Source organism: Streptomyces sp. RLA123 (assembly GCF_056270165.1).
Window position 1 is genome coordinate 8,173,209 of the sequence record NZ_JBWDOR010000003.1, and the last position, 19,093, is coordinate 8,192,301.

20 protein-coding genes and 3 pseudogenes are annotated in these 19,093 nt (G+C 68.7%); 14 read left to right on the forward strand and 9 right to left on the reverse strand.

The window, feature by feature from the left end; all coding sequences use genetic code 11:
• Positions 1-106: 106 nt before the first annotated feature.
• On the reverse strand, positions 107-676 hold the full coding sequence (locus tag RV983_RS37405; RefSeq protein WP_475990155.1) for a TIGR03086 family metal-binding protein: 570 nt from the start codon (positions 674-676) through the stop codon (positions 107-109).
• 76 nt (positions 677-752) lie between these two features.
• On the opposite strand from RV983_RS37405, the pseudogene RV983_RS37410 reads away from it, so the two are divergent.
• From RV983_RS37410 to RV983_RS37430, 5 genes and pseudogenes are all read left to right on the forward strand, one after another.
• A pseudogene (locus tag RV983_RS37410) lies at positions 753-944 on the forward strand (hemolysin III family protein); the annotation flags it as partial.
• 446 nt (positions 945-1,390) lie between these two features.
• On the forward strand, positions 1,391-1,594 hold the full coding sequence (locus RV983_RS37415; protein WP_475990156.1) for a cold-shock protein: 204 nt from the start codon (positions 1,391-1,393) through the stop codon (positions 1,592-1,594).
• A 312-nt stretch (positions 1,595-1,906) separates the two neighbouring features.
• Positions 1,907-3,421, forward strand: a complete 1,515-nt coding sequence (locus tag RV983_RS37420; RefSeq protein WP_475990157.1) for a DEAD/DEAH box helicase — start codon at positions 1,907-1,909, stop codon at positions 3,419-3,421.
• Positions 3,422-3,467: 46 nt separating this feature from the next.
• Complete coding sequence (locus RV983_RS37425; RefSeq protein WP_475990158.1) at positions 3,468-3,872, forward strand: CBS domain-containing protein; 405 nt, start codon at positions 3,468-3,470, stop codon at positions 3,870-3,872.
• 51 nt (positions 3,873-3,923) lie between these two features.
• Positions 3,924-4,235, forward strand: a complete 312-nt coding sequence (locus RV983_RS37430; RefSeq protein WP_475990159.1) for an SCO5918 family protein — start codon at positions 3,924-3,926, stop codon at positions 4,233-4,235.
• A 566-nt stretch (positions 4,236-4,801) separates the two neighbouring features.
• Here the strand turns inward: RV983_RS37430 and RV983_RS37435 are convergent.
• Positions 4,802-5,644, reverse strand: coding sequence for a phosphotransferase family protein (locus RV983_RS37435; protein WP_475990160.1), 843 nt, complete (start codon positions 5,642-5,644; stop codon positions 4,802-4,804).
• Between the two features lie 439 nt (positions 5,645-6,083).
• On the opposite strand from RV983_RS37435, the gene RV983_RS37440 reads away from it, so the two are divergent.
• Positions 6,084-7,178, forward strand: coding sequence for a hypothetical protein (locus tag RV983_RS37440; RefSeq protein ID WP_475990161.1), 1,095 nt, complete (start codon positions 6,084-6,086; stop codon positions 7,176-7,178).
• Complete coding sequence (locus RV983_RS37445) at positions 7,141-7,872, forward strand: HEAT repeat domain-containing protein (protein ID WP_475990162.1); 732 nt, start codon at positions 7,141-7,143, stop codon at positions 7,870-7,872. The genes RV983_RS37440 and RV983_RS37445 overlap by 38 nt, the downstream gene beginning before the upstream one ends.
• A gap of 88 nt (positions 7,873-7,960) precedes the next feature.
• Here RV983_RS37445 and RV983_RS37450 read toward each other — a convergent pair.
• Positions 7,961-8,071, reverse strand: a pseudogene (locus RV983_RS37450) (succinate dehydrogenase); the annotation flags it as partial.
• 310 nt (positions 8,072-8,381) lie between these two features.
• On the opposite strand from RV983_RS37450, the gene RV983_RS37455 reads away from it, so the two are divergent.
• The 4 genes from RV983_RS37455 (at position 8,382) to RV983_RS37470 (ending at position 9,881) form a co-directional block, all read left to right on the forward strand.
• Positions 8,382-8,876: a hypothetical protein gene (locus RV983_RS37455; protein WP_475990163.1), complete on the forward strand. Its 495-nt coding sequence runs from the start codon at positions 8,382-8,384 to the stop codon at positions 8,874-8,876.
• 91 nt (positions 8,877-8,967) lie between these two features.
• Positions 8,968-9,306 (forward strand): hypothetical protein, encoded by a 339-nt coding sequence (locus RV983_RS37460; protein WP_475990164.1) that lies wholly within the window; start codon positions 8,968-8,970, stop codon positions 9,304-9,306.
• A complete protein-coding gene (locus RV983_RS37465) occupies positions 9,299-9,718 on the forward strand; it encodes a hypothetical protein (RefSeq protein ID WP_475990165.1) in 420 nt (139 codons plus the stop codon). Before RV983_RS37460 ends, RV983_RS37465 begins: the two co-directional genes overlap by 8 nt.
• 28 nt (positions 9,719-9,746) lie before the next feature.
• The gene (locus tag RV983_RS37470; RefSeq protein WP_475990166.1) at positions 9,747-9,881 is read left to right on the forward strand and encodes a hypothetical protein; all 135 of its coding nucleotides are present in this window, start codon (positions 9,747-9,749) and stop codon (positions 9,879-9,881) included.
• Between the two features lies 1 nt (position 9,882).
• Here the strand turns inward: RV983_RS37470 and RV983_RS37475 are convergent, their stop codons facing one another.
• The 4 genes from RV983_RS37475 to RV983_RS37490 form a co-directional block, all read right to left on the reverse strand.
• Positions 9,883-10,926 carry an AraC-like ligand-binding domain-containing protein gene (locus RV983_RS37475; RefSeq protein ID WP_475990167.1) on the reverse strand — a complete coding sequence of 348 codons (1,044 nt, stop codon included), beginning with the start codon at positions 10,924-10,926 and terminating at the stop codon, positions 9,883-9,885.
• 604 nt (positions 10,927-11,530) lie between these two features.
• Entirely contained in the window at positions 11,531-12,373 is an 843-nt protein-coding gene (locus RV983_RS37480; protein WP_475990168.1) for an enoyl-CoA hydratase/isomerase family protein, read from the reverse strand.
• A 369-nt stretch (positions 12,374-12,742) separates the two neighbouring features.
• Entirely contained in the window at positions 12,743-13,666 is a 924-nt protein-coding gene (locus RV983_RS37485; RefSeq protein WP_475990169.1) for an IS3 family transposase, read from the reverse strand.
• A complete protein-coding gene (locus RV983_RS37490; RefSeq protein WP_475990170.1) occupies positions 13,663-13,971 on the reverse strand; it encodes a transposase in 309 nt (102 codons plus the stop codon). The genes RV983_RS37485 and RV983_RS37490 overlap by 4 nt, the downstream gene beginning before the upstream one ends.
• Before the next feature lie 267 nt (positions 13,972-14,238).
• On the opposite strand from RV983_RS37490, the gene RV983_RS37495 reads away from it, so the two are divergent.
• The 3 genes from RV983_RS37495 (at position 14,239) to RV983_RS37505 (ending at position 17,440) form a co-directional block, all read left to right on the forward strand.
• On the forward strand, positions 14,239-14,529 hold the full coding sequence (locus tag RV983_RS37495; protein WP_475990171.1) for a hypothetical protein: 291 nt from the start codon (positions 14,239-14,241) through the stop codon (positions 14,527-14,529).
• Positions 14,530-15,716: 1,187 nt separating this feature from the next.
• A complete protein-coding gene (locus RV983_RS37500) occupies positions 15,717-16,049 on the forward strand; it encodes a helix-turn-helix domain-containing protein (protein WP_475983725.1) in 333 nt (110 codons plus the stop codon).
• A 980-nt stretch (positions 16,050-17,029) separates the two neighbouring features.
• The gene (locus RV983_RS37505) at positions 17,030-17,440 is read left to right on the forward strand and encodes a hypothetical protein (RefSeq protein ID WP_475983724.1); all 411 of its coding nucleotides are present in this window, start codon (positions 17,030-17,032) and stop codon (positions 17,438-17,440) included.
• A gap of 504 nt (positions 17,441-17,944) precedes the next feature.
• On the opposite strand, the gene RV983_RS37510 is transcribed toward RV983_RS37505, so the two are convergent.
• Both RV983_RS37510 and RV983_RS37515 read right to left on the reverse strand, forming a co-directional pair.
• A complete protein-coding gene (locus RV983_RS37510; protein WP_475990574.1) occupies positions 17,945-18,439 on the reverse strand; it encodes a hypothetical protein in 495 nt (164 codons plus the stop codon).
• Positions 18,440-18,560: 121 nt separating this feature from the next.
• Positions 18,561-18,848, reverse strand: a pseudogene (locus RV983_RS37515) (ATP-dependent DNA ligase); the annotation flags it as partial.
• Between the last annotated feature and the right edge of the window lie 245 nt (positions 18,849-19,093).

Sequence of the window (19,093 nt, forward strand, 5' to 3'; positions counted from 1 at the left end):
TGCGCGGCTGGCTGCACGCCGGCGTGTTCCCCTTCGTGCTGGTCGGCGTCATCGCGCCACGCTTCGACAGCTTGCGCCAGATGCGACCGGCATCACCGGTCGGTGACTACGCCCAGGCGGGATCACGGCCGGTCAGGCTGAGGACGCGGTCCAAGGTGGGTGCGTCGGCGGGCACCGCGACCTGCGGTCCGTACATGCCCATCTCCCGCCCCTGCTCCACGCCGGCGAACACCGTGTCATGCAGATGCGCCAGCAGGTCGGCGGGCAGTTTCAGCCGCTGCCCGGTTGCGACCGCCAGGTCCCAGCCGTGCACGGCAAGCTCGCCGACGATCATGTCGCCCATGACGGGCGCGGGCAGCTTGTGCGGCGTGCCCATGCTCGTCTCGCCCTCCCAGGCGCTCGGCGGCGCCCACGACGACGTGATGTCGTCCAGCAGGGCGAGCAGACGGCCGCGCCAGTTGCCGGCCGCCAGGTCCACATCGGACTCGGCGGTCGCCGGCTGCGGAATGGACTCCTTGCGGCCGCCGCCGGCGAGCGACGGGCCCCAGAACAGGAGGTGGTTGACCAGTGCCCGCACGTCGTACTCCGCGCACGGAGTCTTGTTGGCGAGCTGGTCGTCGGTGATGGTGCGGGCGACTGCGGCCATGGCCTCGGCAGCGTTGGATAGATGTGACATGGCAGCGACGCTAGGCGGCCCGGGCAGGAGGGGTATTGAACAAAGGCGACATGCACTCTGCCGTGTGGGGCGGGCCGACTTCGCGCGCACCGGCGGCGCGGCGATGGTCGTACTCGTCGTCGCCGGTGGCCTGCTGTGCACCGCGGGCGCCGTCGTGTACGGGCTCAAGCGTCCCTGACCCTCACCGGCCTGGTTCGGCTTCCGCGAGGTCTTCCACGCCCTTGCCGTCGCCGCCTTCACCGTGCACCGCACGGCCATCGTCCTGGCAGTCGCACGACAGTCGCACGACTGCCTCGCCGAGGCCCGGCTCCCACTCTCCTTCCCTGCTCAGCCGCCCCCGGCGGGGGTGGGTGGGGGGTGCGGCAGGCGTGATCCCTGAGAGTGGTGAACGGCAACCGCCCTCCTCAAGCCTGCGCTCCCGGCGGGCCAGAATCTATGACCGCGAGGCGAGGGTTTAGCGCGTGGTGCGGGGAGGGTATTACCCGCAATGAACAGAGGGAAGTTATTCAACGTACGCGGGCCGATACGGCGTGCTACTGTCGACCTCAGTTGCAGTCGCGGTTCCCAAAAACTTCAAGCGTCTCCGGCGAGATTTTCGCCCAGTGGAAGCGTTTTTATGTATCCGGTCATTTTCCGGGTGGGGCGTCATCGCGGCGACACGGTGTCCGTGCAGTGCGGATGCTGGTGTACTGCCTGCCCCGAAGGAGATCTGACATGGCGTCTGGCATCGTGAAGTGGTTCAACGCGGCAAGGGGTTTCGGCTTCATCGAGCAAGACCGCGGCGGCGCTGACGTGTTCGCCCACTTCTCGAACATCGCCGCCCAGGGCATTGGTGAGCTGCTCGAAGGCCAGAAGGTCACCTTCGACATCGAGCAGAGCCCTAAGGGCCCGACAGCCGAGAACATCGTTCCCGCCTGACGCTGACGCGCATTTTGTAGCTGGTCCCCGCATCCCCCGGGGTCCGGGCACCGGTTGCGGGCATTTCCCGCAGTGGTCTCACCTGTGGGACAACCCCTGCCCGCCGATACGCGCCTCTTCGGAGCTGCGCCCGTCGACGCCCTGGATGTCACGCCCACGTGACGTCACCGATTTCATCGCCTGCACCCGGCATTGAATTTGCCGCAGGCCAGATTCGTTATCGCATCCCATTCGGCCCGTTCTTGTGATTCCCCGCGCTGTTCTTCCGCTGCGGGAATTCCTTGATGCGTGCCGTATCAAGGAAGGTTCTGAATGAACCCCACACGTACGAACGACCGCTCCTCCCGCACCCGTCGCAGCACCGGTGGCCCCGCTTCCGGCTCCGCCGCTGGTGCGGTTCGGGGCAGCCGCTTCGGTTCGTCGGCCCCGAGCCGTTCCGGGGGTCCGAGCCGTTCGGGTGGTTACGGCCGCCGGCCCGGCGCGGTGCAGGGTGAGTTCGCGCTGCCGAAAACGATCACTCCCGCGCTGCCTGCCGTCGAGGCGTTCGCGGACCTCGCCATGCCCCGGGAGCTGCTGGCCGCGCTCACCGCGGAAGGGATGAGCGTTCCGTTCCCGATCCAGGGCGCGACGCTGCCGAACTCTCTGGCGGGCCGTGACGTCCTGGGCCGTGGCCGGACCGGTTCCGGTAAGACGCTGGCCTTCGGTCTGGCGCTGCTGGCCCGCACCGCCGGGCAGCGCGCCGAACCCCGCCAGCCGCTTGCCCTGATCCTCGTGCCGACACGTGAGCTGGCGCAGCAGGTGACCGATGCACTCACCCCCTACGCCCGCTCGGTGAAGCTGCGCCTGGCCACCGTCGTCGGCGGGATGCCGATCGGCAGGCAGGCGGGTGCGCTGCGCGGTGGCACCGAAGTCGTCGTGGCCACCCCCGGACGCCTCAAGGACCTCATCGACCGCGGCGACTGCCGGCTGAACCAGGTCGGCATCACCGTCCTGGACGAGGCCGACCAGATGGCCGACATGGGCTTCATGCCGCAGGTCACCGCTCTCCTGGACCAGGTACGCCCCGAGGGCCAGCGCATGCTGTTCTCCGCGACCTTGGACCGCAACGTCGACCTCCTGGTCCGCCGCTACCTCACCGACCCCGTCGTCCACTCCGTCGACCCGTCCGCCGGAGCGGTCACCACGATGGAACACCACGTGCTGCACGTGCACGGCACCGACAAGCACCGGATGACGACGGAGATCGCGGCGCGCGAGGGCCGGGTGATCATGTTCCTGGACACCAAGCACGCCGTGGACCGGCTCACCCAGGACCTCCTCGACAGCGGAGTACGGGCGGCCGGCCTGCACGGCGGGAAGTCACAGCCGCAGCGCACCCGCACCCTCGCCCAGTTCAAGACCGGGCACGTCACCGTGCTGGTCGCCACGAACGTCGCGGCACGCGGTATCCACGTCGACAACCTTGACCTCGTCGTCAACGTGGACCCGCCGACCGACCACAAGGACTACCTCCACCGCGGCGGGCGTACGGCCCGCGCGGGCGAGTCCGGCACCGTCGTCACCCTGGTCACCCCCAACCAGCGCCGCGACATGACCCGCCTCATGGCCGCCGCCGGCATCGTGCCCCAGACCACCCAGGTCCGCTCCGGCGAGGAAGCCCTCAACCGGATCACCGGCGCCCAGACCCCCTCCGGCATCCCCGTCACCATCACCGCGCCGGCGCCCGAGCGGCGCAAGCGCAGCGCGGCCTCCCGCGGTCGACGCAGTCCCGCTTCGGGTGCCCGGCGCGTGAGCGTGCGGCAGTCCGCCTTTGACGCGGCGGCCTGAACACCACGTGATCCGGAAGCTGACCCATCTGTGCAGGAGGCACCTTTTGACGCTGGTCCAGATGCAGCCCCGCTCGGCAAGTGCCACCCCCGTGCACAAGACGGTGGCCGACGCCATGGACACCGCCGGACCGCAAGTCTGTGACGACATGACCGTCGAGGTGGCCCTGTCCGTCATGGCCAGTGCCCGCGTCGGGCACCTGCTCATCTGCGACAACGACGGCCTGTGCACCGGCCTGGTCACCCAGGCCCAGCTCACCGCCGTCCGTGACAGCCCCGCCTACACCGACCGCCTCCAGCTGCGCGACATCCTCGTCGACCGCGGGCCGTTCACCTCGCCCGTGACCACGATGGCCGAAGCCGAGCACGCCATGCGCTACCGCCGGCTCGATGCCCTGCCTGTCGTCGACGAACACCGCAGCGCTCTCGGCGTCCTCGCCCTCGCCCGCTGAACCGCGCCCCACCGCGGCAGAACCATCCCCTCCTTCTCCCTGTGAGGCATCATGCGCTGTGTCATCGCCCGCTTTCCGTTCGACCTGACCAAGAACGGCGTGCTGGAAACGATGAAGGGCATCAAGCCCGAGCCGGTCATCGGCGAGTCCGTGATCGTCGGGCGCCGCCACTACCCCGTCAAGCAGGTCGGCCAGGTCGTCACTCGTCAAGACCGCCGCGATTTCAGCGCCGGTGAAGTCCTCCGGGCCATGACCCAGCTCGGCTTCACCTGCCGCGGCCTTCCCCAGACCGCCGCGCCCACACGCGCCCTCAGCCCGCTCCAGCAGGCTTCCGCGATGCTCGGCGCCCCTGCGGCCATCTGACCGGCGGACAGGCGCGAGCGGCTGCACGGCCGTTGAGGGGCCGGCCAAGCGCCCTTCGGTGCCGATCTTCCAGGGCAGCCCGACCGAGTCGATGTCGTCCTGTTCGAGGCCGGCATCGCTGGCCGTCAAGTCCCCAGTGGTCTTCCCCAGGGAGGTCATGAACTCTTTGAGGCCTTGGGGAGTGGTGCGGAAGCGCACGTAGATGTCTTGGCCGCTGTCCGAGCTGCCGTCGCCGGGCATCAGCAGGTAGGAGGCCCCCTGGACACCGGCCGGCACCGCGAGCCGGAAGGTCTTCTGCAGCGCGGCATCCGGGACGCCGCGCTTCTCTGCCGTAGTGCCGGAGGAGGTTGTGGGCGACGCGGGGGTTTGCGGAGTGGCGGACACCACCAGCCAAACCACCACCGCGGCGGTGGCTGACAGCAGCACACCGCACAGCACGAGCAGTAACGGGATGGCACATTCCCGCCAGCCGCGCTCCTGGCGTTCGGTGTGCGACATCACGGCTTCTTCCTCATCTTGGACGTTCCCGGACCGGAGGCCCCTGCGTTGTGTGGGTGTGATTGGGGTTAGGGGGTGTGGTGTTCGAGCCAGGGGATGATGTGGTTGATGTAGCTGTCGATGTTGGTGAGGGGTTTGCCGGGGAGGACGGCGATGAGGTGTTCGATGCCGAAGGTCTGGTTCCAGGTGCGGGCGCGCTGGTAGGTGTCGTGGTCGACGGCGTGGCGGATGGTGTGCCAGCCGTGCCAGGCCATGGTGGCGGCGTTGATGGCGGGGTCGAAGGGTAGGGCGAGATCCCAGTCCAGGACGCCGATGAGTGTGCCGTCGGGGCTCCAGTGGATGTTGGAGCCGGCGAGGTCGCCGTGGACGAGTGTGTCGGGTACGGGGTCCAGGGCGATGGCGTTGTCGAGGCGGCGGCGTGCGTTGTCGCGCCAGCGGGTGGGCAGGCGGGGGATGACATCCTCGGCCAGGATGCTGGCCCAGCCCCGTGTGGGCGTTTGGTCCTGGCCGGCGGTCAGGGCGTGGTGGAGTTCCGCTGTGAGGGGGACGTTCCGCAGGGCGCGCAGGAGTTCCCTGATCTGCTCCGGGTCCCCTTCACCTTCGGGCAGCGCAACGCCGTCGATCCAGGACACGGCAACGGCGGAACGGCCGTCGAAGACCGTGACGGGTGTGAGTGGTTCGGGTACGGCGAACGGCAGGCCGGCCGCCCCGATGGCGCGCAGCAGTTCTGTGCGGCGGGGCAGTGCCTCCGCTGCCGACGGGCGCTTGCTGATCCGCACGGCCGCGGTGCCGGGCAGCAGCACGACGTGATGGATATTGCCGTAGGCGGCCAGACGCGCCCGGTCCAGCGCTGCGCCTGGTAGGAGGGCGTCGACGATCTCCAGCAAATCCGGGGGTACTTCGTGGCTCACGCCTGGATCCGTTCTCGTGTGGTGCCTTGTCTGCTGGCCTCGGGGTTCGCACGCTGTGCCGGTGGCCCGCCGGGTCGGGGTTTTGATGGTGCCGTAGTGCTCGGAGGGTGGGAAACCGGCCCCTGGAGGGCTGGCGGGGCAAGGGGAGCAGCACGGGACCGCAGGGCGTGCCGACCGGGGCCCGTGCTGGGGTGTGCGTCCGTGCAGTCCAGCGATCGGCCGTGGCTGCTGTCACGCTGATTCCATGCCCGATTGCGCCGGGGGCGGGTGTCCGGGGTGTCGTCTGCGTTGCCGGGGCCGGGGAGGCACTGGGGGTCCTGTTGGACTGGTCCGGCCGATCATGTGACTACTCGGTGTCCGAGTCGTTGACGCGGGCACCCGCCATCGTCCCTTCCAGGGGACTCGACAATTTTTTATGTCACCAGGGTGATGCGCCGTCGTGGTCGACGCCGCCTACCGGATGCTCCTCGCCCTCCCGCCCGACGAACGTCTGGACGTGGCCGGCGCCCTCCTCGCCGGCCGGATCCGGGCCGACCACTCTGCGACGGCCCGTGGTGCTGCCGCGGCCTCGATTCCGACATGGCGCTCGGCCTGCTCGCCGATCCGCGAGTGCCAGGGCCACATCGATGTGGCCATCGCTTTGCTCCGCCGCCGGCAGATCACCTCAATCAGCTGCCGGGACCAAGTCGCCGACCTGTTGGCCCGGCACGACCGAATCGAGGAACTTCGCGGCTACGCCGCGCTGGACGGGCATGAGGGGGCCGTACAGCGGCTGGAGGAGGATGGCGACGTGGAGGGTGCGATCGCGGGATACGGGCAGGCCGGCGGCCCCGCGGCCCGGAACCCGAACTCGGCTTACGAGCTTGCGCAGCTCCTTGCCCGACATGGACGGGGCGGAGAGGCGATCGCCGTGATGCGCTCCCAGGCCGACGCGCACCATAGCGACGACTGGATTCTCCACGCCCTGTCCGAGCTGTGCCTCGCCCAGGGTCGCCCCGCCGACGGCCTCGCCCACCTCGACGCCCAGCGCGGGGGTGAGGACGAGTGGGAGCCGTACTGGATGCGGTTGCCGCTGATCGCCGCCTGCAGTGGGGTCGACGAGGTGGTTGAACGGGCTCGAGCTCACCCCGAGGGCAACACCTGGTACGCGGCGGAGCACATCGCTGGCCTCCTCGCCGGTGCCGGGTGCAGCGAGGAAGCCGTTACCGTCCTCCAGCAGCACGATCACAGGAACAGCCATGACCTCGCCGGCTACCTCATCGATCTCGGCCGCGTCGAGGACGCCCTGACCCTTCTCCAACGGAGCAACCCCCGGCTGCCCGAGCTGACGGTCTGGCCCCTGGCGCGACGCTCCTCCGTTCTGAGGCACTGTCTGGTTCGGGCACTCTGGGTGGCAACGGGCACCTGGAGAGGGGCGTGCCGTTCGCCTGGGATCGGCCTGGGGCGTGTGAACTATCGAGTGGCTGTGACGAGTGTCGACGAGCGACACTCAGATCATGGATGGCAGGATTGCTCAGCTGGTTGGCGAGCTTGATGCGGATTCGAGCGAAGTGGCCGAGGACGCGCAGCATGCGTTGACCACTATCGGGTCAGACGTGCTGGACCAGTTGATCCGGGCAGTCCCTGACCTGGGAATTTTTGGACAGCTGTGTGCCATTGAGGTCTTCACCGCGCTGCAGGATCCAAGGCCGGGTGACGTCCTGATCGATCTGCTGGTCAGCGAAAACTCCACCGTTCGCCAATGGGCGGCCGAAGCCTTGGGGGAACTGCAAATCCCGCGCGCCGTGCCGGGACTGCAGCGAGCCTATGCGGCCTTTCGGCAGCGAGGTGAGGCTCTTGACGACTGCGAGGGAGTGGCGCTTCGCGATGCACTGCGTGAGCTCGGTGCCCGTAACGTTGTAATCCCGCCCCGAGTTGCCGCGCTGAGTCTCTCGCTGGAGAACGTGGATCCGGTGTGGCCGACCGTGCACCTGGCCGAGGTTGTTGAGCAGCTTGCCGCTCATGGTCAGGCGGTCCTCTACTTTCAAGTGTGGCAGGTCAAGCCTGGTGTCGGGATTTTCGGAGGCCATGGGCCGGGCATCGACTGGGAGATCGAGATCGACCGCGGGTTGCCCTGGGACCGGATTGTGGCTGGCTGCCGGGACTGGGCTCTGTTGGCAGCCGAAGCAACCGGCAAGGCTTCAGATTTGGTGGCGACGATTTGCTGGATCGACGCCTCGGATCTGTGATGCGAGTGGCGTCTCGGCGGAGGTCGGCGGTTCAGTGCGGTGGTACGTTCCATGCTCCAGCTGCGCGTGGCCGCGCCGGCTGTGGAGGTCGCAGCCATGCCGCGTCGCCGTTGAAGTCCGTGGGACCGAAGAAGATCTTCAGATTGCCCATCACGTGCGCGACCAGGAACAGCAGCATGAACACGCCGGTCGCGGCCATGACCGCTTTCTTGCCCACGGGCGAGCCCGCGCCAGGCAAAGTGATCTCTAGCGCCGTGGGCCACGGCCGCCTCCTCCAGCCGCTCCGGCAGGCGGTCCAGGGCCGTCACCCGAGGCCCGTCCGCGCCGGGCACCTCCGCCAGCAGCACCTGCCCGTCAAGGGAGAGCGCCACGAACCCCGGGTCGCCGGTCAACTCCGGCACGCCGCTCCCGGCATGCCGGACCCGGGTCCACCAGGAGTCGTTGCCGCTGATCCGGTGCCTGAGGACGGCCGCAACAACCGCCCCCAGGAATCCCGCCACTACCACCGCATGGCCAGCACCGCAGCCGCCGCTGTCGGCCGGGAGCACACCGGATCGTTCTTCCGGCACTGGACCACCTTCGGCCCCCTCACCGTCGGCATGAAGGACGTCGAAGACGCCATGATCCTGGGCGACGCCCGCACCGTCGTCCGCAAATCCAGCCAGGACGCCATGTCCCCCACGGCATGGAAGAACACCGGACGCCCCAGCGACGACAACTGGAACCGCCACCGCATGGACGTCGCCCGCGCCCACGCCCGCACCGGCGACCTCACTGCCGCGATGGACGAACTGGCCGGCGTGCGCCGCGCCTCCCCGGAATGGCTACGGCACCAGCGGATGGCCGCCGAGACCATGCAGGAGATCCTGAAGAAGCGAAAGCGCACCCTCACCGCCGAGATGCGCGAGATGACCGCCTACCTGGGCGTCGTCGGACAGCTACCACGCAGCGTGGCACTTCGCACACCATCGATCCCCAACTGCCCTGATCTGCACCTGGAATGACGGCTGGTCAGATACGTGCGGTCACCGTGTCCCAATCAGCGAACCCGGTCGGGGGTGCACGGTGAGCCAGCCCAGGAGTGACGCGGACCGCATGCGTCGCAGGGAACTGTACGACGCGTCATCGGGAATCACAGGCCCCCGCCTGCTCCCATGGACCACCCCCGAGGGAAAACCCTGCTACCTCAGCACCAACGGCACGGGCTACCTCACCAGCCTCGCCGACAGCATCGAAACCGTACAGCTCGACATGGGCGAGGAGCTGCTGACGTACGCCCGAGACATCCTCGCCCCCGGCGCGAAGACGGTCTCGGGCACCGAGTACCGGTGGCTCGCCTGCCGACTGAGCGAAGCCCTCACTGACGCCCTCCGGGTTGCTGACTCCCGAGGCCGGCGCCTCCCCGATCCGGACGAAGCAGCCGACGATGCCTGACCCGATCACCACCGCCGCACCCGGCCAGGACATCACGCGCGGGCGCTACCGCTTCCGCGAGTACCACGTGACCACCGCCGCCGACCCCATGGCGCTGCCCGCCTACGAGGCGCTCTGCGTCACCGGCGAGGAACACAGCTGCGGAGCCGCATCCGGCACCCTCCACACCCCGGACGAACTCACCCGCTGGACGCCCAACACTGCGCCCGAACCGGCCACCAGCACTACGAGCGGACCATCCGCGCCATACTCCGTGCCGAGCCCGGAGCGTGGCAGTAAAGTCCCCCTGCCCGGGAGCAACGGCCCGGACTCCCTGACGGCAGTAGCGACGGCAACACCCACGGATTCCCCCGCACAACCACGGACATCAGCGGAACCCGAAACCGCCACTGATCTGCGAATACGCAGGTAGAGAGGGGTCGCGTAGCACACAGATCTATGTGCCGGCCGGCCGCGACGAGATGGTCGAGGCCGTAAGGGCGCACCATGTGCACCAGGACCGGCTGGCCAGGCTCCCGGCGGTACCCGCGGCGGGGTACCGGGCCCAGGCGTGGGTTATCGGCGGCCAGCAGTGAGTCAGGCGCGGTGGGTGACGTCCAGGACGGTACCTGTGGGCGGGAGGGCAGCCCGCCGCAACTCCGCAGGGGAGAGGCCGTACACCGAACGGAAGGTGCGGCTGAAGTGTGCGTGGCTGGCGAAGCCCCAGCGGTGTGCGATGGCCGCAACGGTCTGTCCCGCGAGTTCCGGGGTCACGAGGTCCCGGCGGCAGCCTTCGAGCCTGAGGCGCTGGATCCAGCGCCCGACGGTTACGGGCTCGCCCTGGAAGAGCTGGTACAGGTAGCGAACGGAGATGTGGTGTGCCGCCGCGACCGATGCCGGGGAGAGCGACGGATCGTGCAGGTGGGAGCGGATGTAGGTGCGCAGGCGCAGGAGCAGGGCTGCCTGCCCTGCGTAGGTGGCCTCGTCCTTGGCGATGCCCTCCGGGGCGACCAGGGCCGTCAGAATGTCGACGATCCCCTGCCCGAGGAATTCCTTCGAAGCCGGCGCGCAGGTGCACTGGTCGGGCGCGCAACTGCAGTGGTCTGTGATGGTGACGAGCCCGTTCACATATGACGCGAGGATGCCACTGATGCCTTGGACGGTTGAGAAGGTCCGGCCGGTGGCCAGGCGCAATGCCGAGTCGGGGAGATCCAGCATCTCCCGGGGGACCGTGGCGACACTCTGTCGCACCGGTCCGGCGAAGTCCATGGCGTAGGGCCTGCGGGTGTCGAGGATAACAAGCTCGCCGGCCGCAACAGGGGTCTCCCGGCCGTCCTGAGTCGCGACGCTGGCACCGGCCCGTTGCAGGCTCACAACCAGCGAGTCGTCGCCATCCGCGGCGATGAGCGGGGCGGTCCGCGCCATCCGTTGCGGGCCCGCCTCAAGGGACCCGACGTGGACGCCCGCGACGCACGCCCCCCGTATGGCGCCGTGAATCCTTGCCTCCCCCCGCGTGCAGACCTCCAGCCGGGTGAACGCCTTGCCCACGGCGTCCGTCCAGTACTCGGCCCGCTCGGCGGGTGGTTTGATGTCCGTGAAGAATGCTTGGACCACGATGCCCTCACGAGGTGCCAGGTGCATTGGGGTTCCTGGAGCAGTCTGCCGAGTGCGATATCGCAGAACCCCTTACCCACCGTAAGGTCCAGCCGCGCTACCCTTTTCATGCAAAACTGCCATATACGATAAACACGATATCGGGACCACAGGAAACCCGCAACCTCCCTGTGAAATCGCGTGGCGGGCCAGCATCAGGAGTCCGGCACCCTTCCATCCTTTCGAAGACCACACCAGGTCCGTCCACGAGCAGAGTCGTCGGCGACGGCGCGGAGGGCGTCCCACGTGACTCACGAGCGCCGGTCTTGGTGTGAGGGCGGTTTCGGGTCTTGAGGGGGTTCGGCGAAACGATCGAAGGCGGGTGACAACGATTTCGCGTAGTTGGAGCCAGTTTTTCCGTGGGGCGAAGGCCCAGCGATGGGCGGAAGAGCGCTGGACGCCGTCCCCTGACCGCATGCTGATCGGGAGCTGGATGGTGCCGTTGTCGGTGCGCGGGGTCTGAGAGTTGCTGCGGCGGCATGACTGCTCCAGCCGGCAGCGCTCGGCGGGCAGTGGAGGGTGACGAAGCGGCATCGTCTGGGAACGTCAATGTGCTCTGGACGGTTCTCGAGATGAGCATCGCTGGTGGAGCTCACGAACATGACTGTGGATCTTCTTCTGGCTGCCGTCCGAGGTGGTAGCCCAGACGCATCTCGTAGTCGCCCGGTTTGTTGCGTCCCGCGGCAAGCGCGGCCGGAAGCCTGCGCTTGGATCCCGGCCAGCAGAATGAGCGGACGTAAACGTCGTAGGAGGACTGCAGATCCTCCGCAGACGGCAGCGTATGTCTGTCGACCTGCTGCTTGACTGCGGCAATCGACTCCTTGTCAAATGAGGCCACCCTGCGGGCGAGGGTGTCCACGAGTGTGTCGAGTTCACCGTCGGGGACCGCGCGGTTGACCCATCCGTACCGCTCGGCCAGTTCACTCGAGTAGTCGTCACTGGACAGGGTCACCTCCAACGCGCGCGCACGGCCGAGCAGCAGGGGTAGGTGCTCGAGTCCACCGCCGCCGGGGACGTTGCCGTTGGCGGTCTCAGGCTGGCAGAACAATGCCCGCTCACTGGCAAAACGCATGTCCATCGCCTGGATCAGCTCACTCCCCACACCTCTGACCCGTCCGCGGACCTTCGCGATCGAGACGACGGGCAGGCGTGACAGACGCATGGTCGCATCGATCAGCAGCGGGTAGCCGCTTGGGCCCAGTTCCTTGGGGGTCTCGGCGACCCGGGAGGTGTCGTAGTGGTTCAGGAAGTACTCGGAGTTCGCCGACTCGAACACGGCCACGCGCAACTCCGAAGCAGCCTCCATCTGATCGACCAGCCTCGGAAGCTCAGTGAGCATCTCCGGGGAGACCAGGTTGATCGGCGGGCTGTCGAACGTGATTCTCCACAGACGCCCGGTCTCAGCGGTCACAGAGAAATGGGTCCATTGCTTCATAATTCATCTCCTCTGTTTGCACTGGCCCCGCCAGCCAAGCAGGTCATGCGACAGGGGGAGGTGCAGGAGAGGCCCCCGGCCCCGGTCCTGGTCCGCATGGTTCGCTTCATCGTCAGCGGTTGCCCTTAGCCTCGATCTTTCGTACGCCCAGCAGGACTTGGAGGTTGGCCATGTAGGTGGTTGATCGCTGGTTCGTAAGCTCGTCGTCACCTGCCGGTGTGAGTCCGGTCCGGGTAGCTGCCAGGAGGCCCGGTAGCAGGCTGGCGGCGTCGGGGGGAAACGCCCGGCGTCGAAGTCCAGCGTCGAAAGCCCTGTGAAGGGGGAGCAAAGAAGCGGTCTGAGCTTCCCCTGTTGTGTAGGAGGTGCTGACTAGCTGGTCAGGAGGGGTTGGCGGGGTTTCAGGTTCACCGGTTCGGCCGTTGCCTGGTTGGTGTAGTGCTTCTCCTCGTATTCGATGGGGCTGAGGTAGCCGAGTCGTTTCTGGATGCGGCGGGAGTTGTAGAACCCGCCGATGTGCTCGAAGAGCGCGAGATTGGCCTCGGCCCGGGTGGCGAAGACGCGGCCGCGGACGCATCCGGTCTTGATCAGTATCCAGAGATTCTCCGCGAGGGCGTTGTCGTAGGAGTCTCCCACCGAGCCCATGGACGCCTGGACTCCCGCTCGAATCAGGCGAGTTGTGAGCTTGATCGACGTGTATTGACAGCCGTGGTCGGCGTGATGGATCAGCTTGCCGGGCGCGACTTCCCGGCTGGCCAGGGCGTACTCGAGCGAGGTGAGGACCAGGTCGGCGTCCGCGTGGGCGGAGGTCTCCCAGGCCACCACTCGGCGGGAGAACGCGTCCCGGATCGCCGACAGCCACAGCGGCCCCTCGCCGGTGGTCAGCATGGTCAGGTCGGTGACCCACAGCCGGTTCGGCTCGCTTGCGGTGAAGTCGCGCTGCACCAGGTCCGGGGCGAGGTCGGCTCCGGGGTCGCGGCGGGTGAAGCCCTTGCCGGTGCGACGCGGGCTGATACCGGCCAGGTCAGCCTCGTGCATCAGCCGCTCGACACGCTTGCGGCCGATGTGGACGCCCTGGCGAGTGAGGGCGGCGTGCAAGCGCGGGGAGCCGTAGATCCCGTCGGAGTCCGCGTGGACCTGCCGGATTCTCTCGGTCAGCTCGGCGTCCTGGCGCTTCTTGTCACAGGGCTCCTTCTCGGCGCGGCGCCAGCGGTAGTAGGTGGAGGTCGGGATGTCCAGTTCCCGGAGTGCGGGCTCGACCCCCAGGTGCGGGTGCTCGTCGAGGAGCGCGGTCACCTGGGCCGGGTCGGGTCGAGCTGTGCGGCGAAAAAAGCCGAGGCCGTCCGCAGGACCTCGTTCGCGCGCTTGAGCTGCGCGTTCTCCCTGCGCAGAGCGGCAAGCTCCTCACGCTCGGCAGTGGTGAGCAGGTCGTCCCGCTCACCGGCATCGGCCTCGGCCTGCCGGATCCAGCCACGCAGGGCCTCGTGGTGGACACCGAGCTCCTCGGCGAGACGACGGATCACGGGCTTCGGCTCGGACGTGCGGTACATCCGGACCGCACGCTCACGCAACTCCAGCGGATACTTCCTGGGCGCAGGCATCGTCAGATTTCCTCTCACGAGATCCATCTGACCTGCTGTCACCCCTCCTCGCATCTCGGGGGAACCTCAGCCGAAACCGGAACGCTGCTGCTGGTGGTGATCTGGCAGATGACGGTGGTGGCACAACACCGTGCTGCCCGGCCGCCTGTCATGCCACCGGTCCGGAACCGGGCTGCCACCGGCACGCCACCGGAGTGAACCGCCACGGCGAAGCCCGCCCTGTGCGTCACCTGCCACTCCTCCCGGAACCCGAAGGGGGTATTTCCCGTGCACCTGGAACCACGCCCAGGAATCGCCTGGCCGAGTCCGCACCTGCGTGAACTGAGGGGCGCTGTGCGCGTCCTGCTCGGTCTGGACGACGACACCGCCGTCATGATCCGCCAGTTCAGCCGTGGTGAACCCGGCCATCCACCGGCGGAAACCGTCGTCGAGGTGCTGCCCATGGACGGCGGGGTCCACCGCTGGACGCTCCACCGCCCCGCCGAGCAGATCACCGAGCATGACCTGGTCACCGCTTTCGAGTCGGCTCCGGCCGGGCCGGGACGACGGCGTCGGTGATGTCCCTGCCGGCCGTGTGCGGCCGCGGGGCACGTCCAGGGCCCGGCGCGCAGAGGCCGGGTCGTCCAAGGGGCCTGGACGCGTGGGCGGGCAGCAATGGCCCAGTGCCGGCTCAGACGGCGGGCCGGGGCAGGGCCGGCGGCCGGGAGAAGGTGGCCGGGAGAAGGCGGCCGCCAGGTCCAGGTCGCGGCGATCTGCAGGTGCAGGCGGCGGGCGCCCTTGCTTACGCCCTGTCCACGTTGCTGTTCGAGGTCGATTGCCTCACCGTCCGGCACCCAAAAATCTATGTTGGCCGGAGTAGACATTGGGCGGTGGTGTGGCTATGGTTTCTCTCGTAGCCCAGAGAGACAGCAGGGCCTGGCAGAGACGACCTGCCGGGCAGCAGTACAGCTGGTTGCAGTGCGCAGGACGGTGCGGTGGTGGAGTTGCGAAGCCAGAGCGGTTGCAGGACGGTGACGGGACTGGCGGCCGGACCGGGTGGCCCGCGGTGATCAGGGGCCGCCGTGAGCAGTACCGGTAAGTGCAGTGCGCAGTACCCAGCAGTGAAGTCAGTGGGCAGTACCTCGGTGAAGGCGTCGGCTGCGGGCGCGCGTGCCGGGAGGTTCGGCAGTGGGGTTCCAAGCCGGAGCAGATGCAGGACGGGCGACGGGGCTGGCTGCCGAAGAAGGCGCTGTGGCAGGCTACTGAGCAGTTCGCATCACCAGCAGTACCCAGCAGTGAGGTCGGTGTGCGGTACCTCGGTGAAGGTGTCGGCTGCGGGCGCGCGTGCCGGGAGGTTCGGTAGTGGGGTTCTAAGCCGGAGTAGATGCTGGGCGGGCGATGGGGCTGGCTGTCGGACAGTGGTGCTGTGGTAGGCCGCTGAGCGGTTGGCATCACCAGTGGTACGCAGGAGAGCAGTACCGGCAGTAGGTGAGTGATGGATCCCCAGAGGGAAGAACGGAGGAGCGACGCGCCATCAGGATCGCCCGGGCGGGCGTTGTGAGCCCGGGTACCGCAGGACATCGTTAGTGAGGTGGTCTCCGGTCACGCATCCGCGATCCCCGCGCCCCCGGCAGTTTTCCGGTCGGGTGGGCGGTAACAGTAGGCCGGCGTAGTAGCAGGGTCGGCAGATGGTGTAGCTGTTCCTTCGGGGTCCTGGTGCCGTACGGCACCAGGGCCCCTCCACGCGTTTTCGTAGAGAGGTGCAGATGACAGCTGACGACTCGTTCGGTCGTCTCGATGACGACGACTACCCCGCCTACACGATGGGTCGGGCTGCCGAGATGCTCGGGACCACGCAGGGTTTTCTGCGTGCGGTCGGCGAAGCCCGCTTGATCACCCCGCTCCGCTCCGAGGGCGGACATCGTCGCTACTCCCGCTACCAGTTGCGGATCGCTGCCCGCGCCCGCGAGCTCGTCGACCAGGGGATGCCCATCGAGGCCGCCTGCCGCATCGTCATCCTCGAAGACCAGCTCGAAGAAGCCCAGCGCATCAACGCCGAACACCGCCACGCCGCATCGCGACGCGCGGCCGACACGTGACCTGCAGATGGATTTGTTCCAGGTCCTCGAGGCCCTGATGCCTTCGATGTGCCCCGCCCCGGCGGCGGCCATCCGGATGCGGTCTGGAGCAGCAGTACCGCCGACGGCGGTGCACGGGCCAGCGGTGGTCAGGGAGATGTTCGCGGGGTCCAGCCGCCGCAGGACACCGCGTTCCCGCGCGGACCCCGGTGCCCGCGGTGTCAGACCGCGATGGCGTCCCGCCAGGTGGTGTAGGGGATCAAGGTGCCGGAATCCGCAGGTCAGGTACGGAGGCTCCGCCCTGCCGGATGCCCAACCCGCGTCACCGGCAGGCTTCGTGGGCTGCCGCCTCGACGGAGATCGCCATGGGCCTCGTACCGGAACGCGTAGCGCTTGATCCCCTACACCACGTCGTGGGACACGACCCAGACCGCGCTGGTACCGGTCGGCAGGCCGGCCGCGGCTGTCGCAGCCGGGTGCGACACGGCGATTCAGGACGATGCCGCCGATCGTGGAATCGGCGGAGGAATGCGGCCCGGTACGTCGCCCCGGACTGCGGGTCAGCGGCCCAGGGCGGCTTCGCCGCTCGTGGCGGTGATGGGATGCCGTCCTGACCGCCCGCTGGCCGCACTGACCGCCCGCACGGGTTTCGGGGTGCGGAGAGTGTGTGGGCCCCGCCTGGATTGTGACGGCCTGGCGGGGCCCTGTGGCGTGCACCCGGCAGCGACGATGACACCGGTGTGCGCCTGCCCACTGAAGCCGACCGTGGGCAGAGGTGCGGCGCGGCGTGGCGTAGCGGGGACCGGCGCTACTCCGATGGGTGCGCGCTGAGCGGTCGGGTCTCGGGTGACCTGGTGGGTGCCTGTCCCGGGGAGGCCGGCCGAGTCCGGTGTCTTGTGCGGTTGTTGTGCGGTGGTGATACTTCTGCGGCCGGGGAGTTCCGGTTGGCGTTTCTTGGAGTGGGGGGCTTGATGCGCAGGAGACAGTGGTGGGCTCGGGCAGTGGCAATGCTGGCGGCCGTGCTGGGGTTGCTGGTGCTGGGACCGGCTCCGCAGGCGAGTGCGGGGGGCTGCACCATCGTGGGGTGTTCGCAGTCCTGGAACTACACCTCCACCTATGCGACCGCGTTCAAGAGCTGGACGTGCGACTGGGGGACGACCGGCTCGTGGAGCACCGGCTGTGTCGGGGGTGATCCGTACGGGCTGTCCGGCTATGCGACGCACACACCGGACGGACAGGACTGGGATGTGGTGCGCATCGATGCGGGCTGGTGCTACAAGCTGCATCTGATGGCGCCGGGCAAGACGTGGGACGTGGTGTACGACCGGCGCGGTACCTCGGCGGCGTACGTCAAGGTCGAGAACTGGGGGTATGCCAAGATCACGTACCAGTCGTCCACGTCCTGTCCGTAGATCCAGCAGCGCGCCGTCTCAAGGGCGCGGCTGCCACACGACCTGGCGCGGGTCCCTCGTGCCGGAGACGATCCGCCGACTGCACCATGGCCAACGGGACTCGTCCCTGTGGCGACGGTCCCCATGTGATGCTGAGGCAGCCAGGCCACCGGTTCGCCGCTGCATGAGCGGCCGGAACCTGCGTCCCGGCACCGTACGGTGCCGGGGCGTTCCCGGGGGTGCGGCAGGCGAGGGCAGGGCCATCAGTGCTACCAGGTGTTGCGGTAGATGTTGCGCGAAGTGGTGCGCTGAGTGCGCGGGCCTCCGCAGCGCTGTGGAGTCCGCCCAGGTCACCACAGGTGTACGGCTGGTCGGTCCGCTGACATCCCCGTTGCGCCCTCTTCGCCGGTGCCCTGGCTGGAGTTGAGGATGGGGGAGGGCGGGGTGGGTGGCGCGGACGCAGCCGGGGGGGTCGGGCGCGCTCACCGGTGTTGCGCGTCGGCGGGCCGCCGCGCCCGGCCGCCGTCAGCGCGGCGGCGACGTCCAGTGGGGGACGTCGGCAGGGGAAAGGTCGGGGCGGGCACGGTGCAGGCGTGCGGGGTGGCGCCACCGGCCGGAGGCGTCACGCGCGACATCGACGCCGACTTCCGCCACCAACTCGGGTTCCACCGGCGCGACGTTCAGCGTCTCCCGGCTGCCCCATCCGGCGCTGAACGACCAGCCCCTCCATGGAGGACCGCACCGGGCCGGGGCGAGCAGCCCGGCGACCGGTGCTGCACATTGTCTGGGTGAGGGTGGTGGTGCGGCCGGTGACTTGAGGCGGCCGTCGTTGTCGTATCTGCCGAGCAGCAGACTGCCGGGGGCGGCCGGAGAGCCGGTGACCGCGCCGACGTTCGCCTCGGTGGTCTCGCGCACCTTGTACTTCCGCCCCCCGCGCACCGAAGGCTCGTACGCACTGTCCAGCCGCTTGAACAGCACGCCCTCCATCCCGGGCGCCGTCCACGTCAGCCACTCGCGCACGGTGTTTTGGGTCGGTGGTCGACGGGCACAGCACCCACGGCGCCGACAGCCGGCGCGCGGCGGACATGGACTCGAGCGCGGTCCTGCGCCGTCGATACGGCCACCCGATGGTCTCCGTCCCCGACAGCCGCAAAAGATCGAACGCGACGAAGTGGGCCGGCCGCTCGCCGGCCGCCCGGGCAGCCCCGGCGCCGCGCCGCTGAAGCCGGTTCTGCAGCTGCTCGAAGGCGAGGCGGCCCGCGGCGTCCCGGGCGGCCGGCTCGCCGTCGATCCCGGTGTCCGCCGGCAGCTGCGCCAGGGCCGCCGCCCGGATCTCGGGGAACGCGGTCGTCATGTCCGTGCCGCGCCGTGAGCGCAGCAGCACCCGCCCGCCCGCGTACACGGCGAGCTGAGCCGGTTTCGGTCCCATTTCGGCTCACCCGCCCACCCCGGCAGCGGCGCGGGGTCGGACACCGGGGCGGCGAGCATCGGTTCCGGCAGTGTCCACGTCACAGCCCATGCCTTCCACCCGGCCCGCCCGTCGGCAAACCGAGTGCGCGTACGCCACCCGACTACCGGCCCGACCACGGCGGGTCAGCGTACTGCAACTCCTCGCCGGGGGCTGGGTGCTGAGCTCCTGGCGCACGTCCAGGCAGCGCAGCCGGACACCGGGCT